Annotated in this window: 22 protein-coding genes and 1 riboswitch; of the genes, 10 read left to right on the top strand and 12 right to left on the bottom strand. The window is 69.5% G+C overall.

Features of this window, described 5'->3' with window-relative positions:
• Positions 1-149 precede the first annotated feature (149 nt).
• The 5 genes from AB0B50_RS17005 to AB0B50_RS16985 all read left to right on the top strand — a co-directional run bounded on the left by AB0B50_RS17005 (position 150) and on the right by AB0B50_RS16985 (position 5,343).
• Entirely contained in the window at positions 150-443 is a 294-nt protein-coding gene (locus tag AB0B50_RS17005; RefSeq protein ID WP_362331538.1) for a small secreted hydrophilic protein, read from the top strand.
• The gene (locus AB0B50_RS17000) at positions 430-1,890 is read left to right on the top strand and encodes an ATP-binding protein (protein WP_362331535.1); all 1,461 of its coding nucleotides are present in this window, start codon (positions 430-432) and stop codon (positions 1,888-1,890) included. Before AB0B50_RS17005 ends, AB0B50_RS17000 begins: the two co-directional genes overlap by 14 nt.
• Positions 1,887-2,549 carry a response regulator transcription factor gene (locus AB0B50_RS16995; protein ID WP_362331532.1) on the top strand — a complete coding sequence of 221 codons (663 nt, stop codon included), beginning with the start codon at positions 1,887-1,889 and terminating at the stop codon, positions 2,547-2,549. Before AB0B50_RS17000 ends, AB0B50_RS16995 begins: the two co-directional genes overlap by 4 nt.
• Before the next feature lie 124 nt (positions 2,550-2,673).
• Entirely contained in the window at positions 2,674-4,086 is a 1,413-nt protein-coding gene (locus AB0B50_RS16990) for an SLC13 family permease (RefSeq protein ID WP_362331530.1), read from the top strand.
• Between the two features lie 51 nt (positions 4,087-4,137).
• On the top strand, positions 4,138-5,343 hold the full coding sequence (locus AB0B50_RS16985) for a glycerate kinase (protein WP_362331527.1): 1,206 nt from the start codon (positions 4,138-4,140) through the stop codon (positions 5,341-5,343).
• On the opposite strand, the gene AB0B50_RS16980 is transcribed toward AB0B50_RS16985, so the two are convergent.
• The 6 genes from AB0B50_RS16980 to AB0B50_RS16955 form a co-directional block, all read right to left on the bottom strand.
• The gene (locus AB0B50_RS16980) at positions 5,295-6,665 is read right to left on the bottom strand and encodes an aminotransferase class V-fold PLP-dependent enzyme (protein WP_362331525.1); all 1,371 of its coding nucleotides are present in this window, start codon (positions 6,663-6,665) and stop codon (positions 5,295-5,297) included. The genes AB0B50_RS16985 and AB0B50_RS16980 overlap by 49 nt on opposite strands.
• Before the next feature lie 175 nt (positions 6,666-6,840).
• Positions 6,841-6,958, bottom strand: a riboswitch (SAM riboswitch).
• 93 nt (positions 6,959-7,051) lie between these two features.
• Complete coding sequence (gene trpD, locus AB0B50_RS16975; RefSeq protein ID WP_362331522.1) at positions 7,052-8,116, bottom strand: anthranilate phosphoribosyltransferase; 1,065 nt, start codon at positions 8,114-8,116, stop codon at positions 7,052-7,054.
• A gap of 182 nt (positions 8,117-8,298) precedes the next feature.
• A complete protein-coding gene (locus AB0B50_RS16970) occupies positions 8,299-9,933 on the bottom strand; it encodes a cytochrome bc complex cytochrome b subunit (protein WP_362331519.1) in 1,635 nt (544 codons plus the stop codon).
• Complete coding sequence (locus AB0B50_RS16965; protein ID WP_362331516.1) at positions 9,930-11,024, bottom strand: Rieske 2Fe-2S domain-containing protein; 1,095 nt, start codon at positions 11,022-11,024, stop codon at positions 9,930-9,932. The genes AB0B50_RS16970 and AB0B50_RS16965 overlap by 4 nt, the downstream gene beginning before the upstream one ends.
• Positions 11,021-11,830, bottom strand: coding sequence for a cytochrome c (locus tag AB0B50_RS16960; protein WP_362331513.1), 810 nt, complete (start codon positions 11,828-11,830; stop codon positions 11,021-11,023). Before AB0B50_RS16960 ends, AB0B50_RS16965 begins: the two co-directional genes overlap by 4 nt.
• A 76-nt stretch (positions 11,831-11,906) precedes the next feature.
• Positions 11,907-12,527 carry a heme-copper oxidase subunit III gene (locus AB0B50_RS16955; RefSeq protein ID WP_362331510.1) on the bottom strand — a complete coding sequence of 207 codons (621 nt, stop codon included), beginning with the start codon at positions 12,525-12,527 and terminating at the stop codon, positions 11,907-11,909.
• A 195-nt stretch (positions 12,528-12,722) separates the two neighbouring features.
• Here AB0B50_RS16955 and AB0B50_RS16950 point away from each other — a divergent pair, with 195 nt between their 5' ends.
• Complete coding sequence (locus AB0B50_RS16950) at positions 12,723-13,124, top strand: hypothetical protein (RefSeq protein ID WP_362331507.1); 402 nt, start codon at positions 12,723-12,725, stop codon at positions 13,122-13,124.
• 83 nt (positions 13,125-13,207) lie between these two features.
• Here AB0B50_RS16950 and AB0B50_RS16945 read toward each other — a convergent pair whose 3' ends face one another.
• The 4 genes from AB0B50_RS16945 to coxB all read right to left on the bottom strand — a co-directional run bounded on the left by AB0B50_RS16945 (position 13,208) and on the right by coxB (position 17,696).
• Positions 13,208-14,467 (bottom strand): Ig-like domain-containing protein, encoded by a 1,260-nt coding sequence (locus AB0B50_RS16945; protein WP_362331504.1) that lies wholly within the window; start codon positions 14,465-14,467, stop codon positions 13,208-13,210.
• Between the two features lie 138 nt (positions 14,468-14,605).
• On the bottom strand, positions 14,606-15,004 hold the full coding sequence (locus AB0B50_RS16940; protein ID WP_362331502.1) for a cytochrome c oxidase subunit 4: 399 nt from the start codon (positions 15,002-15,004) through the stop codon (positions 14,606-14,608).
• Complete coding sequence (gene ctaD / locus AB0B50_RS16935) at positions 15,001-16,737, bottom strand: cytochrome c oxidase subunit I (protein WP_362331499.1); 1,737 nt, start codon at positions 16,735-16,737, stop codon at positions 15,001-15,003. Before ctaD ends, AB0B50_RS16940 begins: the two co-directional genes overlap by 4 nt.
• Complete coding sequence (coxB, locus tag AB0B50_RS16930; RefSeq protein ID WP_362331496.1) at positions 16,734-17,696, bottom strand: cytochrome c oxidase subunit II; 963 nt, start codon at positions 17,694-17,696, stop codon at positions 16,734-16,736. Before coxB ends, ctaD begins: the two co-directional genes overlap by 4 nt.
• A gap of 346 nt (positions 17,697-18,042) precedes the next feature.
• Between coxB and AB0B50_RS16925 the strand changes: the two genes are divergently transcribed.
• Positions 18,043-19,419, top strand: coding sequence for an aminotransferase class V-fold PLP-dependent enzyme (locus AB0B50_RS16925; protein ID WP_362331494.1), 1,377 nt, complete (start codon positions 18,043-18,045; stop codon positions 19,417-19,419).
• Between the two features lie 3 nt (positions 19,420-19,422).
• Here the strand turns inward: AB0B50_RS16925 and AB0B50_RS16920 are convergent, their stop codons facing one another.
• On the bottom strand, positions 19,423-20,397 hold the full coding sequence (locus AB0B50_RS16920; protein ID WP_362331491.1) for a carbohydrate kinase family protein: 975 nt from the start codon (positions 20,395-20,397) through the stop codon (positions 19,423-19,425).
• Between the two features lie 160 nt (positions 20,398-20,557).
• Between AB0B50_RS16920 and AB0B50_RS16915 the strand changes: the two genes are divergently transcribed.
• Positions 20,558-20,758: a hypothetical protein gene (locus tag AB0B50_RS16915; RefSeq protein WP_362331488.1), complete on the top strand. Its 201-nt coding sequence runs from the start codon at positions 20,558-20,560 to the stop codon at positions 20,756-20,758.
• A gap of 150 nt (positions 20,759-20,908) precedes the next feature.
• Positions 20,909-22,405 (top strand): hypothetical protein, encoded by a 1,497-nt coding sequence (locus tag AB0B50_RS16910; RefSeq protein ID WP_362331485.1) that lies wholly within the window; start codon positions 20,909-20,911, stop codon positions 22,403-22,405.
• Between the two features lie 93 nt (positions 22,406-22,498).
• On the opposite strand, the gene AB0B50_RS16905 is transcribed toward AB0B50_RS16910, so the two are convergent.
• A complete protein-coding gene (locus AB0B50_RS16905) occupies positions 22,499-22,855 on the bottom strand; it encodes an iron-sulfur cluster assembly accessory protein (protein ID WP_030933606.1) in 357 nt (118 codons plus the stop codon).
• A 256-nt stretch (positions 22,856-23,111) separates the two neighbouring features.
• Between AB0B50_RS16905 and nadA the strand changes: the two genes are divergently transcribed.
• The gene (gene nadA / locus AB0B50_RS16900; RefSeq protein ID WP_362331482.1) at positions 23,112-24,314 is read left to right on the top strand and encodes a quinolinate synthase NadA; all 1,203 of its coding nucleotides are present in this window, start codon (positions 23,112-23,114) and stop codon (positions 24,312-24,314) included.
• The last annotated feature ends 72 nt before the right edge of the window (positions 24,315-24,386 follow it).

The following is a 24,386-nucleotide window of genomic DNA, read 5'->3' as shown; positions in this document are numbered from 1 at the left end:
GGCCTGTTTCCCAGGCGCAGGCCCGTTCCGCAAGGCGCAGGCGCGTTACGCAGGCGCAGGCCCGTTCCGCAGGCGGCCGTGAGCCGGATGAGCGTTTCTTCATCTTCGCCTCATCCTGCCGACGCGGTACGCCCACCACCCTCGCTGTCATGGTCTTCTCCCACCGCATGGCGGCCCTCGCGGCCGTCGTGGCGATCCCGCTCGGCATCGCCGCGACCAGCTACGCCCTCACCGACAACCCCGAGCCGCCCAAGTCCCCGCCGAAGGTGGAACTGGAGAGCGGCTCACCGTCCTCGACGCCGACCTCGCCCCGGCCCACGCCGAGCGACGAGAAGGTGTCACCGCCGCCGGTGAGCGAGAATCCCTCGGGCGATGACAACGACGACGACGGCAACGAAGGCCGGGGCGACAACGACGACGACGGCCCCGGTGACGACGGCTGAACCCCCGCGCCGCTGGATATCCGCCCGGGTCCGCATCCTGCTGTGGCTGCTCGTGGTGATGACCGTCGCGCTCGCCGCGGTCGCGGCCACCACACGCTCGGTTCTCCTGCGCGACGTCGACCACCGCATCGACCGGCTCCTGTCCCAGGAGACCGGGGAGTTCACCAACCTCGCGCGCGAAGGAGTCGACCCGCACACGGGCGAGCGGTTCACCGATCCCGACCCCCTGCTGCGGCTCTTCCTGTCACGGCAGTACGCCGACCCCGACGAGGAGCTCCTCGGCCTGATCGGCCGCGACGGCAGGGGGCCCGCCAAGAAGGAGCAGTCCCGCGAGCCGCGGATCGACCATCCGCTGGCCGAGGACCCCGCCTCGCTGCGGGCCGTCTTCGAGTCCCCCGACGCGACCGGCACGCTCTACCGCGACCGGGGCGAGGTCCGCTGGGCGAAGGTGGAGATCGGGGCGAGCGCGGGCCATCCGGCCGCGGCGTTCGTCGTGGCCTTCCACCCGGCCGGCGAACAGGCCAAGGCCGGCGACGTGTTCACCATGCTGCTTGCCATCTCCGGCGTCGCGCTCCTGTTGACGACGGGCATCGGCTGGGCGGTCGCCGGGCGCATCCTCAAACCGGTGCGCCTGGTGCGGACGACCGCCGCGCAGCTCACCGAGCAGGACCTGACCCGGCGGATCCCGGTGCAGGGCAGGGACGACGTCGCGGCCCTCGCCGAGACCTTCAACGGCATGCTGGACCGCCTGGAGCGGGCCTTCGCGGCCCAGCGCGAGTTCGTCGACGACGCGGGCCACGAGCTGCGCACCCCCATCACCATCGTCCGGGGTCACCTGGAGCTGATGGGCGACGAACCGGGCGAGCGCGAGGAGACGGTCCGCATCGTCATGGAGGAGCTGGACCGGATGAGCCGCATCGTCGAGGACCTGCTGCTGCTCGCCAAGGCCGAGCGCCCCGACTTCGTCACCCCCGGGCCGGTGCAGCTCGCCGAGCTGACCGCGGACGTCTTCGTCAAGGCGAGGGCGCTCGGCGAGCGCGACTGGAAGCTCGCCGAAGTCGCCGACGCCGAGGCCGAGTTGGACCCCCAGCGCATCACCCAGGCGATGGTGCAGCTGGCGCAGAACGCCGTCCAGCACACCCAGCCCGGACAGCGCGTCAGCATCGGCTCGCGGCTGCGCGAGGGACACATCGAGCTGTACGTCGCCGACAGCGGACCCGGGGTGCAGCCGCAGGACGCCGCGGTGATCTTCGAGCGGTTCCGCCGCGGCACCGCGCGGCGCGGCTCCCGCGCCACCGGGGCGGGCCTCGGGCTCGCCATCGTGAAGGCCATCGCCGAGGGCCACGGCGGGCGCGTCGAACTGCGCCCCACGGAGGGCGGCGGCGCCACCTTCGTCCTCGTACACGCACACGTACACACGCACTCGGAAGGGGCGGCGCAGCAGTGAACCGGCTACTGATCGTCGAGGACGAGGAGCGCATCGCCTCCTTCGTCGAGAAGGGGCTGCGCGCCAACGGCTTCACGACCACCGTGGTCGCCGACGGGGACACCGCCCACGACTACGCCCTGACCGGCGGCTTCGACCTGATCGTCCTGGACATCGGGCTGCCCGGCAAGGACGGCTTCACGGTCCTGCGCCAGCTGCGCGAGGCCCGTGTGACCACGCCTGTCATCGTGCTGACCGCACGGGACTCGGTGCGCGACACGGTGGCGGGCCTCGAGGGCGGCGCCGACGACTGGATGACCAAGCCCTTCCGCTTCGAGGAGCTCCTCGCCCGGGTGCGGCTGCGGCTGCGCACGGCGGCGCGGGCCCCCGAGGTGACGGTGCTGCGCAGCGGCGAGCTCACCCTCGACCTGCGGACCCGCAGGGCTCGTTCGGGCGAGCGGACGGTGGATCTGACGGCGCGCGAGTTCGTCCTCCTTGAGCTGTTCTTGCGCCACCCCGGGCAGGTGCTCTCGCGGGAGCAGATCCTCTCCCATGTGTGGGGATACGACTTCGACCCGGGGTCCAACATCGTGGACGTGTACGTCAGGGCGCTGCGCAAGAAGCTGGGCTCGGAGCGGGTGGAGACGGTGCGCGGCATGGGATACAGGCTGCCCGAGTGACGCGGTCGGGCCCGCGCTGCCGCCCCCTGCGCACGGCGCGCCCCGACCTCCTGCGCGCACTCGGTGAACTTCCTTTCATCTACGGCTCATTGAGGGCTCACGGCGCCGCACCACGCTGAACCGCGTGACCTTGAACCTGCGGCAAGCCGTGACCCTCTGCACCGCGCTCAGCATCTGCGCCCTGCTGCTGGTCCCCGGGAACTTCCCTGGCCTCGGCAGCGACGCCCGCCTCACGCTCGGCATCTTCGCCCTGGCGACGTGCGCCTGGATCGGCACCCCGATCGACGACACGTACATCGCGCTCGGCGCGGGTCTCGCCCTCACCGCGACCGGCGTGATCAGCAGCGACACACTGTTCGGCACCCTCGGCGACGAGACGGTGTGGCTGCTGATCTGCGCCTTCGTGCTCGCGGCCGCCGTGGCGCGCAGCGGGCTCTCGGGCCGGGCGGCGGCCTTCCTCGTCAGCGGGGCGCGCAGCGTACGGCAGTTGACGCATCTGACGACCGCGGCCCTCGTCGTGACGGCCTTCGCGGTGCCCGCCACCTCGGGGCGCGCCGCGCTCGCGCTGCCCGTCTTCCTCGCCCTCGCCAAGGTCCTCGCCGACCGGAAGCGACTGGTCGTGATGCTCGCGCTGCTCTTCCCGACCGTAATCCTTCTGTCCGCGGTCGCGACATTGATCGGCGCGGGAGCACATCTGATCACGGTGTCGGTCCTGTGGGAGGCGACGGGCGAGCGGATCGGCTTCACGCAGTGGCTGCTGCTCGGCCTGCCGCTCGCCATGGCGTCCTCCCATCTGGCGGCGGAGGCCGTCCTGTTGACGACCACGCGGCGCGCCGACCGCACGGGCCCGGTCCGCATCACCCTCGACCAGCTCCAGGAGCACAGCGAGCAGCCCGTCACCGGCCCCTGGGAGCCCGGCGAGACGCGCTGCGCCCTGCTGCTCGCCACGGTCGTCGCGCTGTGGTGCAGCGAGCCGCTGCACCAAGTCCCGCCCGCCGTCGTCGCGTTGATCGGCGCGGTCGTCGCCGCCTCCCCCGCCCTTGGCACCGTGCGTCTCAAGGATGCCCTCAAGACCGTCCCCTGGTCGCTGCTCCTGTTCATGGCCGCGACGATGGCGATGGGCGTCGCGCTCGCCGACTCGGGGGCGGCGAAGTGGCTGGTGTCCGGGCTGCCCCTGGACCTGTCGCCCTGGGTGTTCCTCACCGTCGTCGTCGCGGTCAGCACCGCCGCGCACCTCGTCCTGCAGTCCCGCTCGGCCCGCTCCTCGGTGCTCGTCCCGCTGGTCGTCGCTGCGGCCGTCGGGGCGGGCGTCAACCCGGTCGCCGCCGCCCTCGCCTCCACGGCCGCCGCCGGCTTCTGCCACACGCTGCCCGCCTCCGCGAAGCCGGTCACCCTCTTCGCCGAGATCCCCGGCACCCCCACCTACACCCCGCGCGACCTGCTGCGCCTCTCCGCGGTCCTGGCACCGCTGAGCGCCGCGCTCGTCCTGCTCTTCGCCGTGACGCTGTGGCCGCTGCTCGGCGTCCCCGTCCGCTGAACCGGAAGACCGCTGAACCGGAAGACCGCTGAACCACCCGAGGAGACCCTCATGCTGACCCGCTTCGCCATCGCCCCCAGCGGCTTCAAGGAGTCCCTGTCCGCGAGCTCCGCGGCCGACGCCATCGCCGCGGGCGTACGCCGCGTCGTCCCGCACGCCGAGACCGATCTGATCCCGCTGGTCGACGGCGGCGAGGGCACGGCCCGCGCGCTGGCGGCCGCGGACGGCGGACGCCTCGTCGCCCTCCCCGCGACAGGACCCGTCGGCCAGCGCATCGGCACGCACTTCGCCCTGCTCCGCGACGGCACGGCGGTCGTGGAGATGGCGGCCGTGGCCGGGCTCTCCCTGGTCCCCCGCGATCTGCGCGACCCGGGCACCACCACGACGTACGGAGTCGGCGAGCTGATCCGCGCCGCGCTCGACACCGGGGCGCGGCGCGTCCTGGTCGGCTGCGGCGACTCGGGCACCTCCGACGGCGGCGCGGGCGCCCTGCAGGCCCTCGGCGCCCGCCTCCTGGACGCCGACGGCTGGGAACTCCAGCGCGGCGGAAGGGAGTTGAAACGTCTGAGCCGCATCGACACCAGCGACCTCGACCCCCGCCTCGCGGACACCGAGATCCGTGTCGCCTGCAACCCCTTCAACGTCCTGTGCGGCGAGCGCGGCGTCGCCCGCGTCTTCGGCCCCCAGAAGGGCGCGACCCCCACGCAGGTCGAGGAGCTGTCGGGGGCCCTGGAGCGCTGGGCGGCCGTCCTCACCCGCGACCTGCACGTGCGGACCGACCTCTTCAAGGGCCCCGGCACCGGCGCGTCCGGCGGCCTCGGCGCCGGACTCGCCGCGCTCGGCGCCGCCCTGCTCCCCCGCTTCGACGTGCTGCTCGGCCAGCTCGACCTCGACGCCCGCCTGGCCCGCGCCGACCTCGTCATCACCGCGGAGGGCGCCCTGGACCACCAGACGCCGCGCGGCAAGGTCCCCGCCGAAGTGGCCCGCCGCGCCAAGCGGTTCGACCGCCCGGTCCTGGTGCTCGCGGGCACCATCGGCCACGGCGCCCACCAGGTGCGGGCGGCGGGCGTCGACGCCTACAGTGCGATCCTGCCCGCCCCCGTCTCGCTGACAGAGGCGCTCGGCCGGGGCGGCGAGTTCCTCACCGACGCGACCGAACGGGCCCTGCGGATGATCCAGCTCGGCTCACGGCTGCCGTCGCCGCGCACTCACGCGGCGGTGGTGTCGGGCACGCAACGCCCGTCCTCGGTGCGGTAGTTCCAGCGCGCGCCGTCCGCGACAAGCTCCTTGACGGCGCGCACGAAACGCTCGACGTGCTCGTCGGGGGTGCCCGCGCCGAAGCTCACGCGGATCGCGTTCAGGGACTTCTCGCCCGGCTCGGCCTCGGGGGCGCCGCACTCGCCGGGCTCGTCGGGCTCGCTGCCCAGCAGGGTGCGCACCAGCGGGTGGGCGCAGAACAGGCCGTCGCGCACGCCGATCCCGTACTCGGCGGAGAGCGCGGCGGCGAAGTGCGAGCTGTTCCAGCCCTCCACCACGAAGGAGATGACGCCCACGCGCGGCGCGTCGTCCCCGAAGAGCGAGAGGACCCGCACCTGCGGCACCTCGGCGAGGCCCTCGCGCACCTTGCCGATCAGGTACTGCTCCCGGGCCACGAGCTCGTCGAAGCCCGCGTCGGTGAGCGCCTTGCAGGCGGAGGCGATGGAGTAGACGCCGATGACGTTCGGGGAGCCGGCCTCGTGCCGCGCGGCGCTCTCGTGCCACTCCACGTCCACGCCGCCGTCGGCGCGCCGCGCCACCTTCCGCGACGCCCCGCCGCCCGCGAGGTAGGGCTCGGCGTCGCGCAGCCAGTCGGAGCGGCCCGCGAGCACGCCCGAGCCGAAGGGCGCGTACAGCTTGTGCCCGGAGAAGGCGACCCAGTCGACGTCCAACTCGGCGATGGAGACGGGGTGGTGGGGCGCGAGCTGGGCGGCGTCGAGCACGATGCGGGCACCGTGCGCGTGAGCGGCGGCCGCCAGTTCGCGCACCGGCCAGAGCTCTCCGGTGACGTTGGAGGCGCCGGTGACGCAGACCAGGGCGGGCCCGTAGGGGTCCCGGTCGGCGAGCGCACGCTCCAGCGTCCGCACCGCCTCTTCGGGGGTGCGCGGCGCGTTCAGGTAGGTCACCCGCGCGTCCCGCCACGGCAGCAGCGAGGCGTGGTGCTCGGTCTCGTAGACGAAGACCTGGCAGTCGGCGGGCAGCACGGCGGCGAGCAGGTTCAGCGAGTCGGTGGTGGACCGGGTGAAGACGACCTGGTCGCCCTCGCGGCAGCCGAGGAACTCGGCGACGGCCTTACGGGAGTTCTCGAAGAGGTCGGTCGACAGCTGCGACAGATAACCGGCCCCGCGGTGCACGCTGCCGTAGTACGGCGCGTACGCGGCCACGTCGTCCCAGACCCGCTGCAGCGCCGGCGCGCTCGCCGCGTAGTCGAGCGCGGCGTAGGTGACTTCGCCACCGGTGACCAGCGGAACGGTGACGTCCCTGCCGAGGACCGGCAGCGGGGCACAGACGGAGGCGTCGACGGCAACGGCGGAAACAGACATGGCGAACTCCCGTGAGAGGCAGGTGAATTCACCGCGCCGGAGCTGCTTCGAGAGCTGCTTCGACGGCGCGGGAGAAAGGTGAAAAGGGTGTGCGGAGGCGGGGCGTGGAAGCCCTGTCACATTCGCTTGCTCACGAGACTGCTCCCTTGAGGACCAGGACCCCAGGGTTGCGAGGGGTCCGCGCTTGCCATACGCCTTGCTGCGTACGGCCTGGTCTTCACCCGGGGCACCCCGCCACGGACGGAGGGTTGCCGGACAGCGGGCCGGGGCCGTAGTCGCTGTCACTCATGACCTGTGCAGCATCCTGCCACACGATCTTCGACGCGCAAGGCGCAGTCCGAAATCTGGACTGCGCCGTGCGTCACACTCGTCGCCCTTCGGCGGAGTCAGCGGTTGCTTGCCGCCACCCACCGCTCCAGGGCCTTCTTCGCCGCGCCGGAGTCGATCGACTCCGCGGCCCGGTCCATGCCGGCCCGGATCTGCTCCACGACGCTCCCCTCCCCCTGCGCGAGGGCCGCGAGCGCCGCCGCCGAGTTCAGCAGCACGGCATCCCGCACCGGCCCGGTCTCGCCGTCGAGGAGTCGCAGCGCCACCTCGGCGTTGTACGAGGCGTCGGCGCCCCGCAGCGCCTCGACGGGCACCAGGTCGATGCCCACGTCGCGGGGGTCGAAGGCCTCCTCGCGCACGACGCCGTCGCGCACCGCCCAGATCCGCGAGGTCGACGTCGTGGTCAGCTCGTCGAGCCCGTCGTCACCGCGGAAGACGAGGGAGGAGTTGCCGCGCTCGGCGAAGACACCGGCGACGACGGGCGCCATCCGCGCGTCGGCGACACCGACCGCCTGCGACCGCACCTGGGCCGGATTGGTCAGCGGGCCCAGCAGGTTGAAGACGGTCCTGATGCCCAACTGGCCGCGCGCGGCGCCCGCGTGCCGCAGCGCCGGGTGGAACTTCACCGCGAAGCAGAAGGTGATCCCGGCCTCCTCCGCGACCTCGACGACCCGCGCCGGGGTGAGCTGGAGGTTCACGCCGAGCTTCTCCAGGACGTCGGAGGCCCCGCTGGCCGAGGACGCGGCGCGGTTGCCGTGCTTGACGACCTTGGCGCCCGCGCCGGCGACGACGATCGCGGACATCGTGGAGATGTTGACGGTCTTGGCGCCGTCGCCGCCGGTGCCGACGATGTCGACGGTCTGGCCCGGCACCTCGATCACATTGGCGTGCTCGTACATCGCGCGCACCAGACCGGAGATCTCCTCAACGGTCTCGCCCTTGGCCCGCAGCGCCACGACGAAGCCCGCGATCTGCGCGTCGGTCGCCTCGCCGCGCATGATGCGGTCCATCGCCCAGGCGGTGTCGTCGGCGCTCTGGTCGCGCCCGTCGAGCAGGCCGTTCAGTACGTCGGGCCAGGACCGGCCCGCCGCGGTGTCGCCTCCTGCGGGGGTCACAGCGCTCATGGCCGCTCCTGGTGTTCGTCGATTTTTCGTCGATGTGGGTCGGTGTAGGAAGGAAACACCCCTACACACGGGGATGGCACCACCCTATCCAGCCCTGGGGACGGCAAAGAGCCCCGTCCATGCAATGGACGGGGCTCTCGCCGTGGCGACCTTGTGGTCAGAGCTCGATGAGCTTCAAGTGATCAGTGGTGGCCGTGGCCGCTGGTGATCTCCTTGTACTCCTCGACCGTGGGCTTGGGGATCTGGTTGTCCTCCCCGTAGTAGCCCTTGGAGAGCTTGGCCCGGAGCTTCTGCGAACCGGACACCTTGCGCTCGACACCGTTCTCGTCGACCGTCGGGCCGATCTCGAGCGGCTTGTACTGCTCGTGCGCGGTGAGGGTGTGCAGCTGCTCCTGGCTGAGCGGCTCGTGGACCTCGATGAACTCGCCGTGCGGCAGGCGCTTGATGATGCCGGACTCGCGTCCGTGCAGCACCTTGTCCTTGTCGCGCCGCTGCAGACCCAGGCAGATCCGCTTGGTGACGATGAAGGCGATGACCGGTCCGGCGAAGAAGAAGATCCGGACGAACCAGGTGATCGCGTTGATCGACAGGTGGAAGTGCGTGGCCCAGAGGTCGTTTCCACCACCGACGAGCATGATCATGTACGCCGTGATCCACGCGACACCGAAGGCCGTACGGGTCGGGGCGTTGCGCGGGCGGTCCAGGATGTGGTGCTCGCGCTTGTCCCCGGTGACCCAGGACTCGATGAACGGGTAGACCGCGATCGCCGCGAGGACCACCGGGAAGATGATCAGCGGGATGAACACGCCCAGGACCAGCGTGTGGCCCCAGAGGTTGATCTCCCAGCCCGGCATGACACGGATCAGACCCTCGGCGAAGCCCATGTACCAGTCGGGCTGGGCGCCGGTGGACACCTGGTCCGGACGGTAGGGGCCAAGAGCCCAGATCGGGTTGATCGAGGCGATCGCCGCGATGGCCGCGATGACACCGAAGACCAGGAAGAAGAAGCCTCCGGCCTTGGCCATGTAGACCGGAAGGAGCGGCATGCCGACGACGTTCTTGTTGGTCTTCCCGGGGCCCGCGAACTGCGTGTGCTTGTGGTAGAAGACCAGGATCAGGTGCGCCACCATCAGGCCGAGCATGATGCCCGGCAGCAGCAGGATGTGCACCGAGTAGAACCGCGCCACGAAGTCGCCGCCCGGGAACTCCCCGCCGAACAGGAACATCGACAGGTACGTGCCGATGACCGGGACGGACAGGATCGCGCCCTGCATGAAGCGGACACCGGTGCCGGAGAGCAGGTCGTCCGGGAGCGAGTAACCGGTGAAGCCGGTGAACATGCCGAGGACGAACAGCAGGAAGCCGAACAGCCAGTTGACCTCGCGCGGCTTGCGGAACGCACCCGTGAAGAAGACGCGCATCATGTGCACGAACATCGCCGCGAGGAAGATCAGCGCCGCCCAGTGGTGGATCTGCCGGATCAGCAGACCACCGCGCACATCGAAGGAGATGTGCATGGTCGAGTTGAACGCCTCGGACATCAGCTGTCCCTGCAGCGGGACGTAGCTGCCGTGGTACTCCACCTCGTTCATCGACGGGTGGAAGAACAGCGTCAGATACACACCCGTGAGGATGATGATGATGAAGCTGTACATGCAGATCTCGCCGAGCATGAAGGACCAGTGGTCCGGAAAGATCTTGCGCATGTTGGCCTTGGCCAGGGAGTAGATCCCAAGGCGGCCGTCGGCCCAGTCGGCCACCCGCTCACCGGCGGGTGCTTTCTGCCGCTTGTCGTTCGAAGAATTCGAGGTGCTCATCCGCGCTCCCAGAAGGCAGGACCGACGGGCTCTTCGAAGTCGCCGAGCGCCTCGAGGTAGCCCTCCTCGTTCACACCGATGCGCAGCTGCGGCAGGGCGTGACCGGCCGGGCCGAAGATCACTCGGGCACCGTCGGAGAGGTCGAAGGTGGACTGGTGGCACGGGCAGAGGACGTGGTGCGTCTGCTGCTCGTACAGAGAGATCGGGCAGCCCACGTGGGTGCAGATCTTGGAGTACGCCACGACGCCCTCGTGCGACCACTCGAGCTCGCGCTTGTCCTTGATGTTCTCCGGCTGAATCCGGACGATCATCAGGGCGGCCTTGGCGATCTGGGTCTGGAAGTCGTGGTCGTGCTCCGACATGCCCTCGGGCATCGCGAACGTCAGCGAACCGACCTGCACGTCCGAGGGACGCAGCGGCTCGTGCGTGTTCATGTTCACGAGCATCTTGCCCTTGGCCCACTTGGTGTGCCGGAGCTTGTCCTCGGGCAGCGGCCCGAGGTCACGCAGCAGGACGACACCGGAGAGCGGGACCAGGGCGAGCGCGCCGAACATCGTGTTGCGGATCAGCTTGCGCCGACCGAACTGCGACTCCTCGGCACCCGCCTTGAAGTCGGCCATGACCTTGGCCTTGACCTCGGGCTCGGCCTCGATGGCGTGACGGTCGTCGGCGACCTCCACGTCGGACATCAGGGTGCGGGCCCAGTGGACCGCGCCCGCGCCGATGCAGAAGAGGGCCAGGCCCAGGGTCAGACCCAGGGCGAAGTTCAGGCCGCTGATGTGACCGATCGGCCAGATGAACACGCTCTTGTCCGCCGGGATGGCGACGAACGAGGCGATGAAGCCGACCGTCGCCAGCATCGAGAGCGTGAACAGGAAGGCGATCGCGCGCTCGGAGCGCTTGGCCGCCCGCTCGTCGATGTCCTGGATGCGGTGCTCGTGGGGCGGAAGGCCCGGGTCGGCGAACGGGTTCTCGTCCGCGACCTCCCCCCCTCTCACCTTCGTTCGAGCGGGGGCGCCCCCCTCCGAGCCGTGCTCGGCGTCCTGCTCGCTGGGCAGGTTCTTCTCTTCTGGAATCTCTTGGCTACTCATGACTTCTTGGCCTTTGCGGTCCGAGCGGCGACCCACACGGCGACCGCGATCAGCGAACCGAGACCGAAGATCCAGGCGAAGAGGCCTTCACTGACCGGCCCCAGACCACCCAGCTTGAGACCGCCAGGGCTCTCGGTCTTCTCACCGTTGACCGCGTCGAGGTACGCGATGATGTCCTTCTTCTCCTTCTCCGGCATCGTCGTGTCGGGGAAGGACGGCATGTTCTGCGGGCCGGTCTGCATGGCCTCGTAGATGTGCTTCGGGGAGACATCCTCCAACGAAGGCGCGAACTTGCCGTGCGTCAACGCGCCACCTTCACCGGTGAAGTTGTGGCACTGGGCGCAGTTGGTACGGAACAGCTCGCCACCCTTGGCGATGTCAGCTCCGTCCGGGCTGTACTGCTTCTCGGTCGGAACCGAAGGACCGGCACCCAGCGACGAGATGTACGCCGCCAGCTGGTCGATCTGGGTCTGGTTGTAGATGACCTTCTTCTTGGGCGCCTGGGCGCCCTGCTGCTGGAGCGGCATACGGCCGGTGCCGACCTGGAAGTCGACAGCGGCGGCGCCCACGCCCACCAGACTCGGACCGTCGGACGAGCCCTGACCGCCGGTTCCGTGGCAGCTGGAGCAGCCCACGGCGTAGAGCTTCTTGCCCTCGTCGATGGCGAGGGACTGGGCGGTGTCATCGGCCTGCGCCTTGTCCGCCGGCGCGAACGCGGCGTACAGCCCCCCGGTGGCCGCCAGCGCGAGGAGTAGGACGACGACCGCCGCCAGCGGATGGCGTCGTCGTGCGGAGAGCTTTTTCACGGATTACCCCGGTGTCAGGATCTTCTGCGTCGATGCTTCTGGAATGAGTCGGTATGTCGCCGTAGCGACCCGCCGATTACTTGATCATGTAGATCGTGGCGAAGAGGCCGATCCAGACCACATCGACGAAGTGCCAGTAGTAGGACACGACGATGGCTGCGGTCGCCTGCTCGTGGGTGAACCTCCGGGCCGCATAGGTGCGGCCGAGGACCAGCAGGAAGGCGATCAGGCCGCCTGTCACGTGCAGTCCGTGGAAGCCGGTGGTCAGGTAGAAGACCGAGCCGTAGGGGTCCGACGAGAGCGAGAGGCCCTCGTGCTTGACCAGCTCGGTGTACTCGTACACCTGACCGCCGATGAAGATCGCACCCATGACGAACGTGACGATGAACCACATCCTGAGCTTCTTCACGTCACCGCGCTCGGCGGCGAAGACGCCGAGCTGGCAGGTGAGTGAGGAGAGCACCAGGATCGTGGTGTTCGTCGCCGAGAACGGGAAGTTCAGGGCCGAAGCCATTTCCTTCCAGTGATCGGGACCCGTCACCGATCGCAGGGTGAAGTACATCGCGAAGAGGGCCGCGAAGAACATCAGCTCGGAACTCAGCCAGATGATGGTTCCGACGCTGGTGAGGTTCGGTCGATTGACCGGCGGGTGCGCGTGCCCGGTATCTACTGTCGTTGCTGTCGCCACGACCGACATTATGTCGGTCGCTTATCCCGCCCTCACCCCGGGGGGTGCCGTTCGGAGTGTCTACGGGGTGTGTCCTGCCCGGATGGCCCATCGGAGGCCTGTCCGAACCGGTGTTGACGGGGTGTCGGGAGGAGTAGCATCCGCGCATCGGTTCCCGATTCCATGACGGCACAGCACAGCTCCGCTCGATGTTCTGGAGGAACAATGCAGCCGACCGCCACGGTGCTGGTCTACAGCGACAACGCGAGCACCCGCGAGCAAGTCCGGCTGGCTACCGGCCGCAGGCCAGCGACCGACGTGCCCGTCGTCGAGTTCGTCGAGTGCGCGACGCTGCCCGCGGTCCTCAAGGAGCTGGACAGGGGCGGCATCGACGTCTGCGTCCTGGACGGCGAGGCGGTGCCCGCGGGCGGCATGGGCGTGTGCCGCCAGATCAAGGACGAGATCTTCCAGGCACCGCCGGTGCTGCTGCTCATCGGGCGCCCGCAGGACGCCTGGCTGGCCACCTGGAGCCGCGCGGAAGCGGCGGTGACCCTTCCGGTCGAGCCGGTGGAGTTCGCGGACGCACTGGCCGCCCTGCTGCGCTCCAGGCTCGCCGTGGAGGCCTGACGGCGTACGGATCACGCGAAGAGGGGCCCGCGCCACCGCGCGGGCCCCTCTCTCGTGCCTCTGTGTGCCTCTGTGACGGGCCGCTAGACCTGCGGTCGCAGTCTGGCCGCGTCGACCGCCGCGGGGCCCTCCTCGGTCCCGGAGAGCAACGCGCTGCCCTCCCTCCACTTCTTCCAGCTCATGTTCCAGTCGCCGAGGCCGTTGCCGAACGTCGGCATGTCCTCGCCGTAGCTGTTGACGGTCCGGGTGATGTCGCCCTGGCGTACGGTCTCGAAGAACCAGGCGGCGTTGCCCGTGCTCATGCCGACGCAGCCGTGGCTGACGTTGGCGTAGCCCTGCGAGCCCACCGACCAGGGCGCCGCGTGCACGTATTCACCCGTGTCGGTGAGCCGCGTCGCGTAGTAGACCGGCAGGTTGTACGAGTCCCTGCTGCCCGCGGGGATGCCGATGCTGGTGCCGCGCATCCGTACGAAGTACTCCTTGCCCAGCACCACCTTGACGCCGTTGCGGGTGGAGTAGCCGGGCTTTCCGGTGGTCACCGGGATGGAGTTGATCTCCTCGCCGTTGCGGTAGACCGTCATCCAGTGCGACGAGGCGTCCGTCACAGCCTCGATGCGGTCGCCGATGGTGAGCCTGAGCGGCTTCGCGTCGCCGCCCCACAGCTTGTCGTCGACCTTGATGCCCTCGAGGTTGCTGGAGACGTTCACGGTCGCGCCCGCGGGCCAGTACTCCTTGGGGCGGTAGTGCAGCGTCTCGCTGTCCACCCAGTACCAGGCGCCCTCCGTGGCGGGCACCGTGCGGACCTTCAGGGCGCGTTCGACGATCGCCCTGGCCTCCTTGCCCTTCACCGGGGTGCTGAGCGAGGCCGTGACGGGCTGTCCGACGCCGTACTTGCCCTCCTCGGGCCCGAAGGTGACCTTCAGCTGCTTCTTCTTGGCGGCCGGAGTCGTGTCGAAGGTCATGACCTTGCGGCCGGGTGACCCCTCCTCGTCCTCGGTGCTCACCCGCACCGTGTAGTGGGCACCTGCCGCCAGTGGCGCGGTGCTGTGCCACCGGGCGCCGTCGGCGGAGAGTTCGCCCGCCACGTACCGCCCCATCACGTCGGTGGCCGTCACATCGGTGATGCGCCCCTCCTTGCCCTGGGCCGTGACTTCCAGGGGCTTGTCGGGGTCCGCCTTCTGGCTGCCCACGGGGCCGTTGAAGGCGATCTGGCCGGCCGCGTCGTACGGCTTCGCCGAGAGCGGGTGGCCGTCGGAGCTGCCGCATGCCGTGGCCCCCGCACCGAGGGCGGCCACCAGCATCGTGCAGCTCAGTACCGTGCGGATTCGCGGTGAGTGGCTCATACATCACACGGTATGAAGGTTCATCAGGTCCGGCGCGGCGGGTGACCCGTCCGAGGGGCACCCCCGACACGCCGAGGGGCCCGGACACTCCGTCAGGAGCGTCCGGGCCCCTCGGGCACGGGTTCGTGAACTACAGACTCACTGGGTCTGGTTCTCGCCGCGGTAGTACTCGAAGACCCAGCCCCACAGGCCGATCAGGATGATCGGGGCCGAGAAGTACAGCAGCCACCAGCCGAAGACGACGCCCAGGAAGGCGAGCGCGCCACCGACGGCCAGGGAGAGCGGCTGCCAGCTGTGCGGGCTGAAGAAGCCCACCTCGCCGGCCTCGTCCGCGACGTCGGCCTCCTTGTTGTCCTGTGCGGACGCGTCGACACGCCGGGCCGTGAAGGCCAGGTAATAGCCGATCATGATGCACAGGCCGAAGGCCAGGAAGAGCGCCGTGGTACCGGCCGGCTCCTTCGACCACACGCCATAGACGATCGCCATGGCGAGGACGAAGACGCTCAGCCAGATGAACATCTTGCCCTGGATCTTCACTTGCCGGCCTCCTTGCCGCCCGCGAGCGCCTTGTCCTCGTGACCGTGGGCCTCGAGGTGGTCGAGGGCCGCGATCTCAGGGTGGTGCAGGTCGAACGCCGGCGATTCCGAGCGGATGCGCGGCAGGGTGAGGAAGTTGTGCCGCGGCGGCGGGCAGGACGTCGCCCACTCCAGCGAACGGCCGTAGCCCCACGGGTCGTCGACCTCGATCTTCTTGCCGTACTTGGCCGTCTTCCAGATGTTGTAGAAGAACGGCAGGATCGACAGACCGAGCACGAACGAGCAGATCGTCGAGATCGTGTTCAGCGCGGTGAAGCCGTCGGCGGCGAGGTAGTCCGCGTAACGACGCGGCATGCCCTCGGCACCCAGCCAGTGCTGGACGAGGAAGGTGCCGTGGAAGCCGACGAACAGCGTCCAGAAGGTGATCTTGCCCAGGCGCTCGTCGAGCATCTTGCCCGTGAACTTCGGCCACCAGAAGTGGAATCCGGAGAACATCGCGAAGACCACGGTGCCAAAGACCACGTAGTGGAAGTGCGCGACGACGAAGTACGAGTCCGAGACGTGGAAGTCCATCGGCGGCGAGGCCAGGATGACACCCGTCAGACCACCGAAGGTGAAGGTGATCAGGAAGCCGACCGCCCACAGCATCGGGGTCTCGAAGGACAAGGACCCCTTCCACATCGTTCCGATCCAGTTGAAGAACTTCACACCGGTCGGGACCGCGATGAGGAACGTCATGAAGGAGAAGAACGGGAGTAGCACGCCGCCTGTGACGTACATGTGGTGCGCCCACACCGTCACCGACAGACCGGCGATCGCGATGGTCGCGCCGATCAGGCCCATGTAGCCGAACATCGGCTTGCGGGAGAAGACCGGGATGACCTCGGAAATGATGCCGAAGAACGGCAGGGCGATGATGTACACCTCTGGATGGCCGAAGAACCAGAAGAGGTGTTGCCACAACAAGGCGCCGCCGTTGGCCGCGTCGAAGATGTGGGCACCGAACTTGCGGTCCGCCTCCAGGGCGAACAGCGCGGCGGCCAGGACCGGGAAGGCCAGCAGAACGAGGACCGCGGTCAGCAGCACGTTCCACACGAAGATCGGCATGCGGAACATCGTCATGCCAGGCGCGCGCATGCAGATGATGGTGGTGATGAAGTTGACCGAGCCGAGGATCGTGCCGAAGCCGGAGAAGGCCAGACCCATGATCCACATGTCGGCGCCGATGCCCGGGGACCGGACCGCGTCCGAGAGCGGGCTGTAGGCGAACCAGCCGAAGTCGGCCGCGCCGTTCGGCGTGAGGAAACCGCCGACCGCGATGAGCGAGCCGAACAGGTACAGCCAGTAGGCGAACATGTTCAGCCGCGGGAACGCCACGTCGGGCGCGCCGATCTGCAGCGGCATGATCCAGTTCGCGAAGCCGGCGAACAGCGGCGTCGCGAACATCAGCAGCATGATCGTGCCGTGCATCGTGAACGCCTGGTTGAACTGCTCGTTCGACATGATCTGCGTGCCGGGCCGGGCGAGTTCGGCGCGCATGAAGAGCGCCATGACGCCGCCGATGCAGAAGAACGCGAACGACGTGACCAGATACAGCGTGCCGATCGTCTTGTGGTCAGTGGTGGTCAACCACTTGATGACGACGTTTCCCGGCTGCTTGCGCCTGACCGGCAGCTCGTTCTCGTACGAGTCTTCTGCTGCCGCGGCACCCTGGGGTTCGTTGAGGATGCTCACAGGTTGTTCGTCTCCCGGTTCTTCTCGTGGGGCGTCTGCTCGATGCCGGCCGGGATGTAACCGGTCTGGTTCTTCTTCGCCAGGTCCTCGAGGTGCTGCTTGTAGCGCTCGGGAGAGACGACCTTGACGTTGAAGAGCATCCGGGAGTGGTCGACGCCGCAGAGCTCGGCGCACTTGCCCATGAAGGTGCCCTCCTTGTTCGGAGTCACCTCGAAGGCGTTGGTGTGGCCGGGGATGACGTCCTGCTTCATGAGGAACGGCACCACCCAGAAGGAGTGGATGACGTCACGCGAAGTCAGAACGAAGCGGACCTTCTCGCCCTTGGGGAGCCAGAGGGTCGGGCCGGGGTTGCCGTTCTGGGGGTTCCGCTCGCCGGGCGTACCGACTTCGTAGACACCGTTGGCGTTCGCCGGGAAGTCCTTGCGGAACCTCTCCGGGATGGCCTCCAGGTCCTTGGACGTCTTGGCGTTCTCCTTGCCGGCGCCCGGGACGTTCTCGACGTAGTTGAAGCCCCAGCTCCACTGGTAGCCGACCACGTTGATCGTGTGGGCCGGCTTGTCCTCGAGAGCGAGGAGCTTCGACTCGTCACGAGCCGTGAAGTAGAAGAGCACCGAGACGATGATGAGGGGAACCACCGTGTACAGCGCCTCGATGGGCATGTTGTAACGCGTCTGCGCCGGTACTTCCACCTTGGTGCGGCTGCGCCGGTGGAAGATGACGCTCCACAGGATCAGACCCCAGACCAGCACGCCCGTGGCGAGCGCTGCCGCCCACGAGCCCTGCCAGAGGGAGAGAATCCGCGGAGCCTCTTCCGTTACCGGGGTGGGCATTCCAAGGCGGGGGAAATCCTTGTATGTGCAACCGGTGGCGGTTACCAGGATCAGGCCCGCAGTCAGCACCTGCGGCAGCTTCCGCCGCATCGGGCGCCGCGACGAGCGGTCGGAGCCGTTGGGACTCACGTAGCGCCTTCCCGAGAGTCTCGCCCGCGCGGTCGGCTGCGGCCTTCACGCTGGTCGGTCGCCGCCCTGCGGCGGGCAGGGGTTTGGATGTTTATGCGGACCAAACCCTACTGGACGCTATTTGGGGTCGCGCGGGGAGGGTGCCTAACGCGCCGCGGGTCACTCCGAAGGGTGGGCGCCCTGCCGTCCGTGGCTTTCTGACGGGGGGTCGGAACGCCCCAGGACTCGGCGGAATCTGCCGGTCCGCGACTGCGGGTTCGTCGTGGCTTGTCGCGCAGTTCCCCGCGCCCCTTCGGGGCACGCTCCCGCGGGGCGAGTCGGGACGTGGACGGCTTAGCGTTGGCGCGTGTCCTACTTCGATGTCGCTTCCTCCGCCCCCCTTCATCCCGTTGCCCGGCAGGCGCTGCAGGCCTCGCTCGATGAGGGGTGGGCCGATCCCGCGCGGCTGTACCGCGAGGGGCGGCGGGCCCGGCTGTTGCTCGACGCCGCGCGGGAGGCGGCCGCCGACGCGGTGGGGTGCAGGGCCGACGAGCTCGTGTTCACCTCGTCCGGGACGCGTGCCGTGCACTCCGGAATCGGCGGGGCACTGGCCGGGCGGCGGCGCGTCGGACGCCACCTGATCGTGTCAGCGGTCGAACACTCGTCGGTGCTCCATTCGGCCGAGGCCCACGAGGCGGACGGCGGGACGGTGACCGACGTGGCGGTGGACCGGGGCGGGGCGGTGGCCCCTCAGGCGTACGCGGACGCGCTGCGCGAGGACACCGCGCTCGCCTGTCTGCAGTCCGCCAACCACGAGGTGGGCACCGAGCAGCCGGTCGCCGAGGTGGCCGCGGTCTGCCGTGCCGCGGGGGTGCCGCTCCTCGTGGACGCCGCGCAGTCGCTGGCCTGGGGGCCGGTCGACGGGGACTGGTCGCTGCTGACGGGAAGTGCCCACAAATGGGGCGGTCCCGCGGGAGTCGGACTTCTTGTCGTACGTAAGGGAGTGCGCTTCGCCGTTCAAGGTCCCGTCGACGAGCGGGAGTCCGGGCGGGCCGCCGGCTTCGAGAACATTCCGGCGGTCGTCGCGGCGGCCGCATCCCTGCGGGCGGTGCGGGCCGAGGCCGCCGCGGAGGGCGCGCGGCTGCGGGAGCTGACGGAGCGGATCAGGGCGCGGGTGCCCGGACTCGTGCCGGACGTGGAGGTGGTGGGCGATCCGGTGCGGCGGCTGCCGCATCTGGTCACCTTCTCCTGTCTCTATGTCGACGGGGAGACGGTGCTGCACGAGCTGGACCGGGCGGGGTTCTCCGTCTCGTCCGGCTCGTCGTGCACCAGCTCGACGCTGACGCCCAGCCATGTGCTGCGCGCCATGGGGGTGGTGAGCGAGGGGAACGTACGGGTCTCGCTGCCCATGGGGGCCGAGGAGGCGGAGGTCGAGCGGTTCCTCGACGTGCTGCCGGGGATCGTGCGGGGCGTGCGGGAGACCCTGGGGGCGCCGGTCGCGGGCGGGGGCGGGCAGGCCGATGCCGTGACCGTCGACGCGCTCGGGATGAGCTGCCCGCTGCCGGTCATCGAGCTGGCCAAGGCGATCGGGAGGGTGCGCGTGGGCGGCACCGTCACCGTGCTCGCCGACGACGAGGTGGCGGCGGTGGACATCCCCGCGTGGTGCTGGACGCAGCAGCACGAGTACGTGGGTGAGCGGCCGGCGGACCACGGCGTTGCTCATGTGGTCCGCCGGAGCTCGTGACCCCTAGGACAGGTGCGGCCGCACCTCGCCGGCGGCCTCGTGGCCGTACGCCTTGGTGAAGCGGTCCATGAAGTTGCTGCGCTGCAGCTCGTACTCCTGCGTGCCGACGGTCTCGATGACCAGGGTGGCGAGCATGCAGCCGACCTGCGCCGCGCGCTCCAGGGAGACGCCCCAGGACAGGCCCGAGAGGAAGCCCGCGCGGAACGCGTCGCCGACGCCGGTCGGCTCGACCTTCGCCTCTTCCTCCGGGACGCCGACCTCGATCGGGTCCTGGCCGACGGACTCGATGCGGACGCCGCGCGAGCCGAGGGTCGTCACGCGGTGGCCGACCTTGGCGAGGATCTCGGCGTCGGTCCAGCCGGTCTTGGACTCGATGAGCCCCTTCTCGTACTCGTTGGAGAAGAGGTACGTCGCGCCCTCGAGGAGGGTGCGGATCTCGTCGCCGCCCATGCGGGCGATCTGCTGGGAGAAGTCGGCGGCGAAGGGGATCGCGCGGGTGCGGCACTCCTCTGTGTGGCGGAGCATCGCCTCGGGGTCGTCGGCGCCGATCAGGACGAGGTCGAGGCCGCCCACGCGCTCGGCGACCGCCTGGAGCTCGATCAGGCGGGCCTCGCTCATCGCGCCCGTGTAGAAGGAGCCGATCTGGTTGTGGTCGGCGTCCGTGGTGCACACGAAGCGGGCCGTGTGCAGCGTCTCGGAGATACGGACGGATGCGGTGTCCACGCCGTGCCGGTCCAGCCAGGCGCGGTACTCGTCGAAGTCTTCGCCCGCGGCGCCGACCAGGATCGGGGTGCCGCCGAGCTGCCCCATGCCGAAGCAGATGTTGGGGGCGACACCTCCCCTGCGGACGTCGAGGGCGTCGACCAGGAAGGAGAGGGAGACCGTGTGCAGCTGATCCGCGACCAACTGGTCGGCGAAGCGGCCGGGGAAGGTCATCAGGTGGTCGGTAGCGATGGAGCCGGTGACTGCGATACGCACGGCTGAATGCTCCTGGAGGAAAGATGAGGAGTTGACAGTTCACGCTACCGGGTCGAGCCCCCGCCCCTGAAGTGGCAAAACTACCCGATAGTAGGTCTTTTTTCGTCGCGGGCGGGATGCGTACGGTGCCGTTATGACCGTTATCCCGAAGGATGTCGCCATGAAGCGTCCCGTCGCCCTCCCCGTCGAGACCCCGGAGAGCATGGAGACGCTGCGCGGGGACTGCGCCCGCATGGCCCCGCACTGGGCGGTGTCGACCGCGGCCGCGACCACTCCCGTGCCGCCCTCGCTCATCCATGGGATCACCGTCCCGCCCTCTTCCGCGCGACTGATCGACGGAATGTCTGAATACGGAGACTGAGGGAGGCTGATTCCGGGACCCTGGCGCGTTCAGGGAACCGCGCGCTCCCCCGCTGCGTCCCATCGCCGTCCCCCGTAAAGGGGAACTGGGATACGACGAAGCCCACCCGTGGGTTTCCAGGGACAGTAGTGCAGTCGAAGGAGCGATGCGGTGAGCACCGAGCGATCCGTTCATGAGGCGGCCGAGCCGCAGCGGCGGCGGTCCCGCCTGGCCGTCGCCTCGGTCGCGGCCACCGTGCTGCTGATCGGCGGCGGTGGCGCGTACTTCGCGACGACCGCGTCCGGCGGTGGCGACGGCGGCAGCGACGGGGCCCCCGCGGGGGACGGCGGCGCTCCGCCGCCGCTCGCCCTGGACGGCCATACGGGCGGGGACCGGCAGGGCGGCGGCAGCGACGGCGGCCATGGCATCGCGCCGGGCGAGCCCGACCCGAACGGCACCATGTACAAGGCGACCGGCAAGCTGCCCGACGGCCCCGATTCCGCCTCCGTCTACCACGCGCGCGGCGAGGTCACCGCCGCCGAAGTGACCAGGCTCGCCAAGGCACTTGGCGTGAGCGGGACGCCCACGTCGCGGGACGGCGCCTGGAAGGTGGGCCAGGACAAGGACGGCTCGGGCCCCTCCCTCGAGGTGAACAAGCAGGCGCCCGGCACCTGGACGTACGCGCGGCACGGCATGGGCGGCACCGACAACTGCCCCAAGGGCAAGCCCTGTTCCGGCACGGCCACCGCGCCGAACGGCGACGCGGACGACGCCGTGGGCGAGCAGGCCGCCAAGGACGCCGCGGCGCCGGTCCTCAAGGCGCTCGGCCAGGACGACGCGAAGCTGGACGCGGGCCAACTCATGGGCGCCGTACGGGTGGTGAACGCCGACCCGAAGATCGGCGGCCTGCCGACGTACGGCTGGTCGACCGGCATCCAGGTCGGCTCGGACGGTGAAGTAGTCGGCGGCAGCGGCCAGTTGAAGGCGCCGGAGAAGGGTGCGACGTACCCGGTGATCGGCGCCCAGGAGACCCTGGACCGGCTGAACTCGACCGCCGGCGACGGCCGTGTCGGCATCGGCGGCTGCGCGACCCCGGTGCCGCACGTCGACGACAGCACGAAGACGGAGGGCGGCAGCGGCGCGAAGCAGAAGCCCTGCGGTCCTTCGTCCGCGCCGCCGAAGCCGCAGCCGGTCGCCGTCAGCGGGGCCACCTTCGGGCTCGCGACGCACTTCGTGGACGGCAGGCAGACCCTCGTACCGTCATGGCTGTTCGACGTGAAGCCGCAGGGCGCGCGGGACACCTTCACGGTGACGCACCCGGCGGTCGCCCCCAAGTACCTGACGTCGCCCAGCGATCCGGGCACGCCCACGCCCGAGCCCACCGAGAAGCCGGACGGCGGCACGGAGCGGGGCACGGCGCCCATCGAGTCCTACAGCTCCGACGGAAAGCAGCTGACCGTGCACTTCTGGGGCGGTGCGTGCAGCGAGTACTCCGCGTCCGCGAAGGAGGACGGCGACCGCGTGACGGTGACGGTCTCCTCGACGGAGGAGAAGGGCAAGGTCTGCATCAAGATCGCCAAGAAACTCTCGGAGACCGTCGCCCTGGACAAGCCGCTGGGTGACCGCACGGTCGTGGACACCGCGGGCGAGACGGTGCGGCGGAAGTAGCGCACGGACGCGCGCGGCGCATACGACGAAGGCGGCGGCCCCCCGAACTCTCGGGGGGCCGCCGCCTTCGTCGTATGCGTACTACCTACAGGCTCAGCTGAAGGAGTCGCCGCAGGCGCAGGAGCCGGTGGCGTTCGGGTTGTCGATCGTGAAGCCCTGCTTCTCGATGGTGTCCACGAAGTCGATGGAGGCGCCGCCCAGGTAGGGAGCACTCATCCGGTCCGTGACGACCTTCACGCCATCGAAGTCCTTGACGACGTCGCCGTCGAGCGAGCGCTCGTCGAAGAACAGCTGGTATCGCAGGCCCGAGCAGCCGCCGGGCTGAACGGCGACGCGCAGCGCCAGGTCGTCCCGGCCCTCCTGCTCCAGCAGGCCCTTCACCTTGGCCGCGGCGGCGTCCGACAGGAGGATGCCGTCGCTCACGGTGGTGGTCTCGTCCGATACGGACATCTGCTTCTCTCCCGGGTTGTACGGAGACTGCTTGCCGACGGTTGCAACCGGCGGGGCCGCGGATTCATTCCGGGCCGAGCGCTTACGTCTTACCCCTTCATGCTCGCACATGGCACAGCGAGGGACACCGGACCGTCGGACGGGGAATTCGTCACATCGACACTATGGCCATCGTCAAACTGACACGAAGCGGTTATGATAGATAACGTCAATTAGACGAAAAGGATCGTCTGCAGATTTAGAAAGGGTGCGTGTTGTGACCACCGCCCAGTCCCCCGTGGACCTCGACGTCCAGCCCACGCCCCTCGCCCTGCTGCTGCTCGGCCGCGAGGCCGACCCCAGGAGCGAGCGCGGCGTGGAGTGCCCCGGCGATCTGCCGTCCCCGTCCGACCCCGACCTCGTGGAACGCGCCCGCGCCGCCAAGGAGAAGCTCGGCGACAAGGTCTTCGTGCTGGGCCACCACTACCAGCGCGACGAGGTCATCCAGTTCGCGGACGTCACCGGCGACTCCTTCAAGCTGGCCCGCGACGCGGCCGCGCGGCCCGACGCGGAGTACATCGTCTTCTGCGGCGTGCACTTCATGGCCGAGTCCGCGGACATCCTGACGACGGACGACCAGAAGGTCGTGCTCCCCGACCTGGCCGCAGGATGCTCGATGGCCGACATGGCCACCGCCGAGCAGGTCGCCGAGTGCTGGGACGTGCTGACCGAGGCCGGGATCGCCGAGCAGGTCGTGCCCGTCTCGTACATGAACTCCTCGGCCGACATCAAGGCGTTCACGGGCAAGCACGGCGGCACCATCTGCACGTCGTCCAACGCCAAGCGCGCCCTGGAGTGGGCCTTCGAGCAGGGCACCTCCCAGTCGTCGACGAAGGTCCTCTTCCTGCCCGACCAGCACCTGGGCCGCAACACCGCCGTGCGCGACATGGGGATGTCGCTCGAGGACTGCGTGGTCTACAACCCGCACAAGCCGAACGGCGGCCTGAGTGCCGAGCAGCTGCGCGACGCGAAGATGATCCTGTGGCGCGGCCACTGCTCGGTGCACGGGCGCTTCTCGCTGGAGAGCGTGGAGGACGTGCGGGCCCGCATCCCCGGCGTGAACGTCCTGGTGCACCCCGAGTGCAAGCACGAGGTCGTGGCCGCGGCCGACTACGTGGGCTCGACCGAGCACATCATCAAGACCCTGGAGGCGGCGCCCGCCGGGTCCAAGTGGGCCATCGGGACCGAGCTCAATCTCGTACGCCGTCTGGCGAACCGCTTCGCCGCCGAGGACAAGGAGATCGTCTTCCTCGACAAGACGGTCTGCTTCTGCTCGACCATGAACCGGATCGACCTGCCGCACCTGGTCTGGACCCTGGAGTCCCTCGCCGAGGGCAACCTCGTCAACCAGATCGAGGTCGACCGGGAGACCGAGCAGTTCGCGAAGCTGGCGCTGGAGCGGATGTTGGCGCTTCCGTAGTCATGCCTTTTCCGTCGTAAGGGGCACCCGCAATTGCGGGTGCCCCTTACGACGTTCTAGGCTCCTCGCGCA

Source organism: Streptomyces sp. NPDC041068 (assembly GCF_040647455.1).
Lineage (GTDB): Bacteria > Actinomycetota > Actinomycetes > Streptomycetales > Streptomycetaceae > Streptomyces.
This window is presented reverse-complemented; position numbering and strand designations above follow the sequence as displayed.

Bases quoted from the DNA above. Each gene is read 5' to 3' on its own strand.
- AB0B50_RS16950 (WP_362331507.1), top strand. From the start codon at position 12,723: ATGCAGCCGACCGCCACGGTGCTGGTCTACAGCGACAACGCGAGCACC.
- trpD (WP_362331522.1), bottom strand. From the start codon at position 8,116: ATGAGCGCTGTGACCCCCGCAGGAGGCGACACCGCGGCGGGCCGGTCC.
- AB0B50_RS16965 (WP_362331516.1), bottom strand. From the start codon at position 11,024: ATGAGTAGCCAAGAGATTCCAGAAGAGAAGAACCTGCCCAGCGAGCAG.
- AB0B50_RS16905 (WP_030933606.1), bottom strand. From the start codon at position 22,855: ATGTCCGTATCGGACGAGACCACCACCGTGAGCGACGGCATCCTCCTG.
- AB0B50_RS17005 (WP_362331538.1), top strand. From the start codon at position 150: ATGGTCTTCTCCCACCGCATGGCGGCCCTCGCGGCCGTCGTGGCGATC.
- AB0B50_RS16955 (WP_362331510.1), bottom strand. From the start codon at position 12,527: ATGTCGGTCGTGGCGACAGCAACGACAGTAGATACCGGGCACGCGCAC.
- AB0B50_RS16915 (WP_362331488.1), top strand. From the start codon at position 20,558: ATGAAGCGTCCCGTCGCCCTCCCCGTCGAGACCCCGGAGAGCATGGAG.
- AB0B50_RS16945 (WP_362331504.1), bottom strand. From the start codon at position 14,467: ATGAGCCACTCACCGCGAATCCGCACGGTACTGAGCTGCACGATGCTG.
- AB0B50_RS16970 (WP_362331519.1), bottom strand. From the start codon at position 9,933: ATGAGCACCTCGAATTCTTCGAACGACAAGCGGCAGAAAGCACCCGCC.
- AB0B50_RS16985 (WP_362331527.1), top strand. From the start codon at position 4,138: ATGCTGACCCGCTTCGCCATCGCCCCCAGCGGCTTCAAGGAGTCCCTG.
- AB0B50_RS16980 (WP_362331525.1), bottom strand. From the start codon at position 6,665: ATGTCTGTTTCCGCCGTTGCCGTCGACGCCTCCGTCTGTGCCCCGCTG.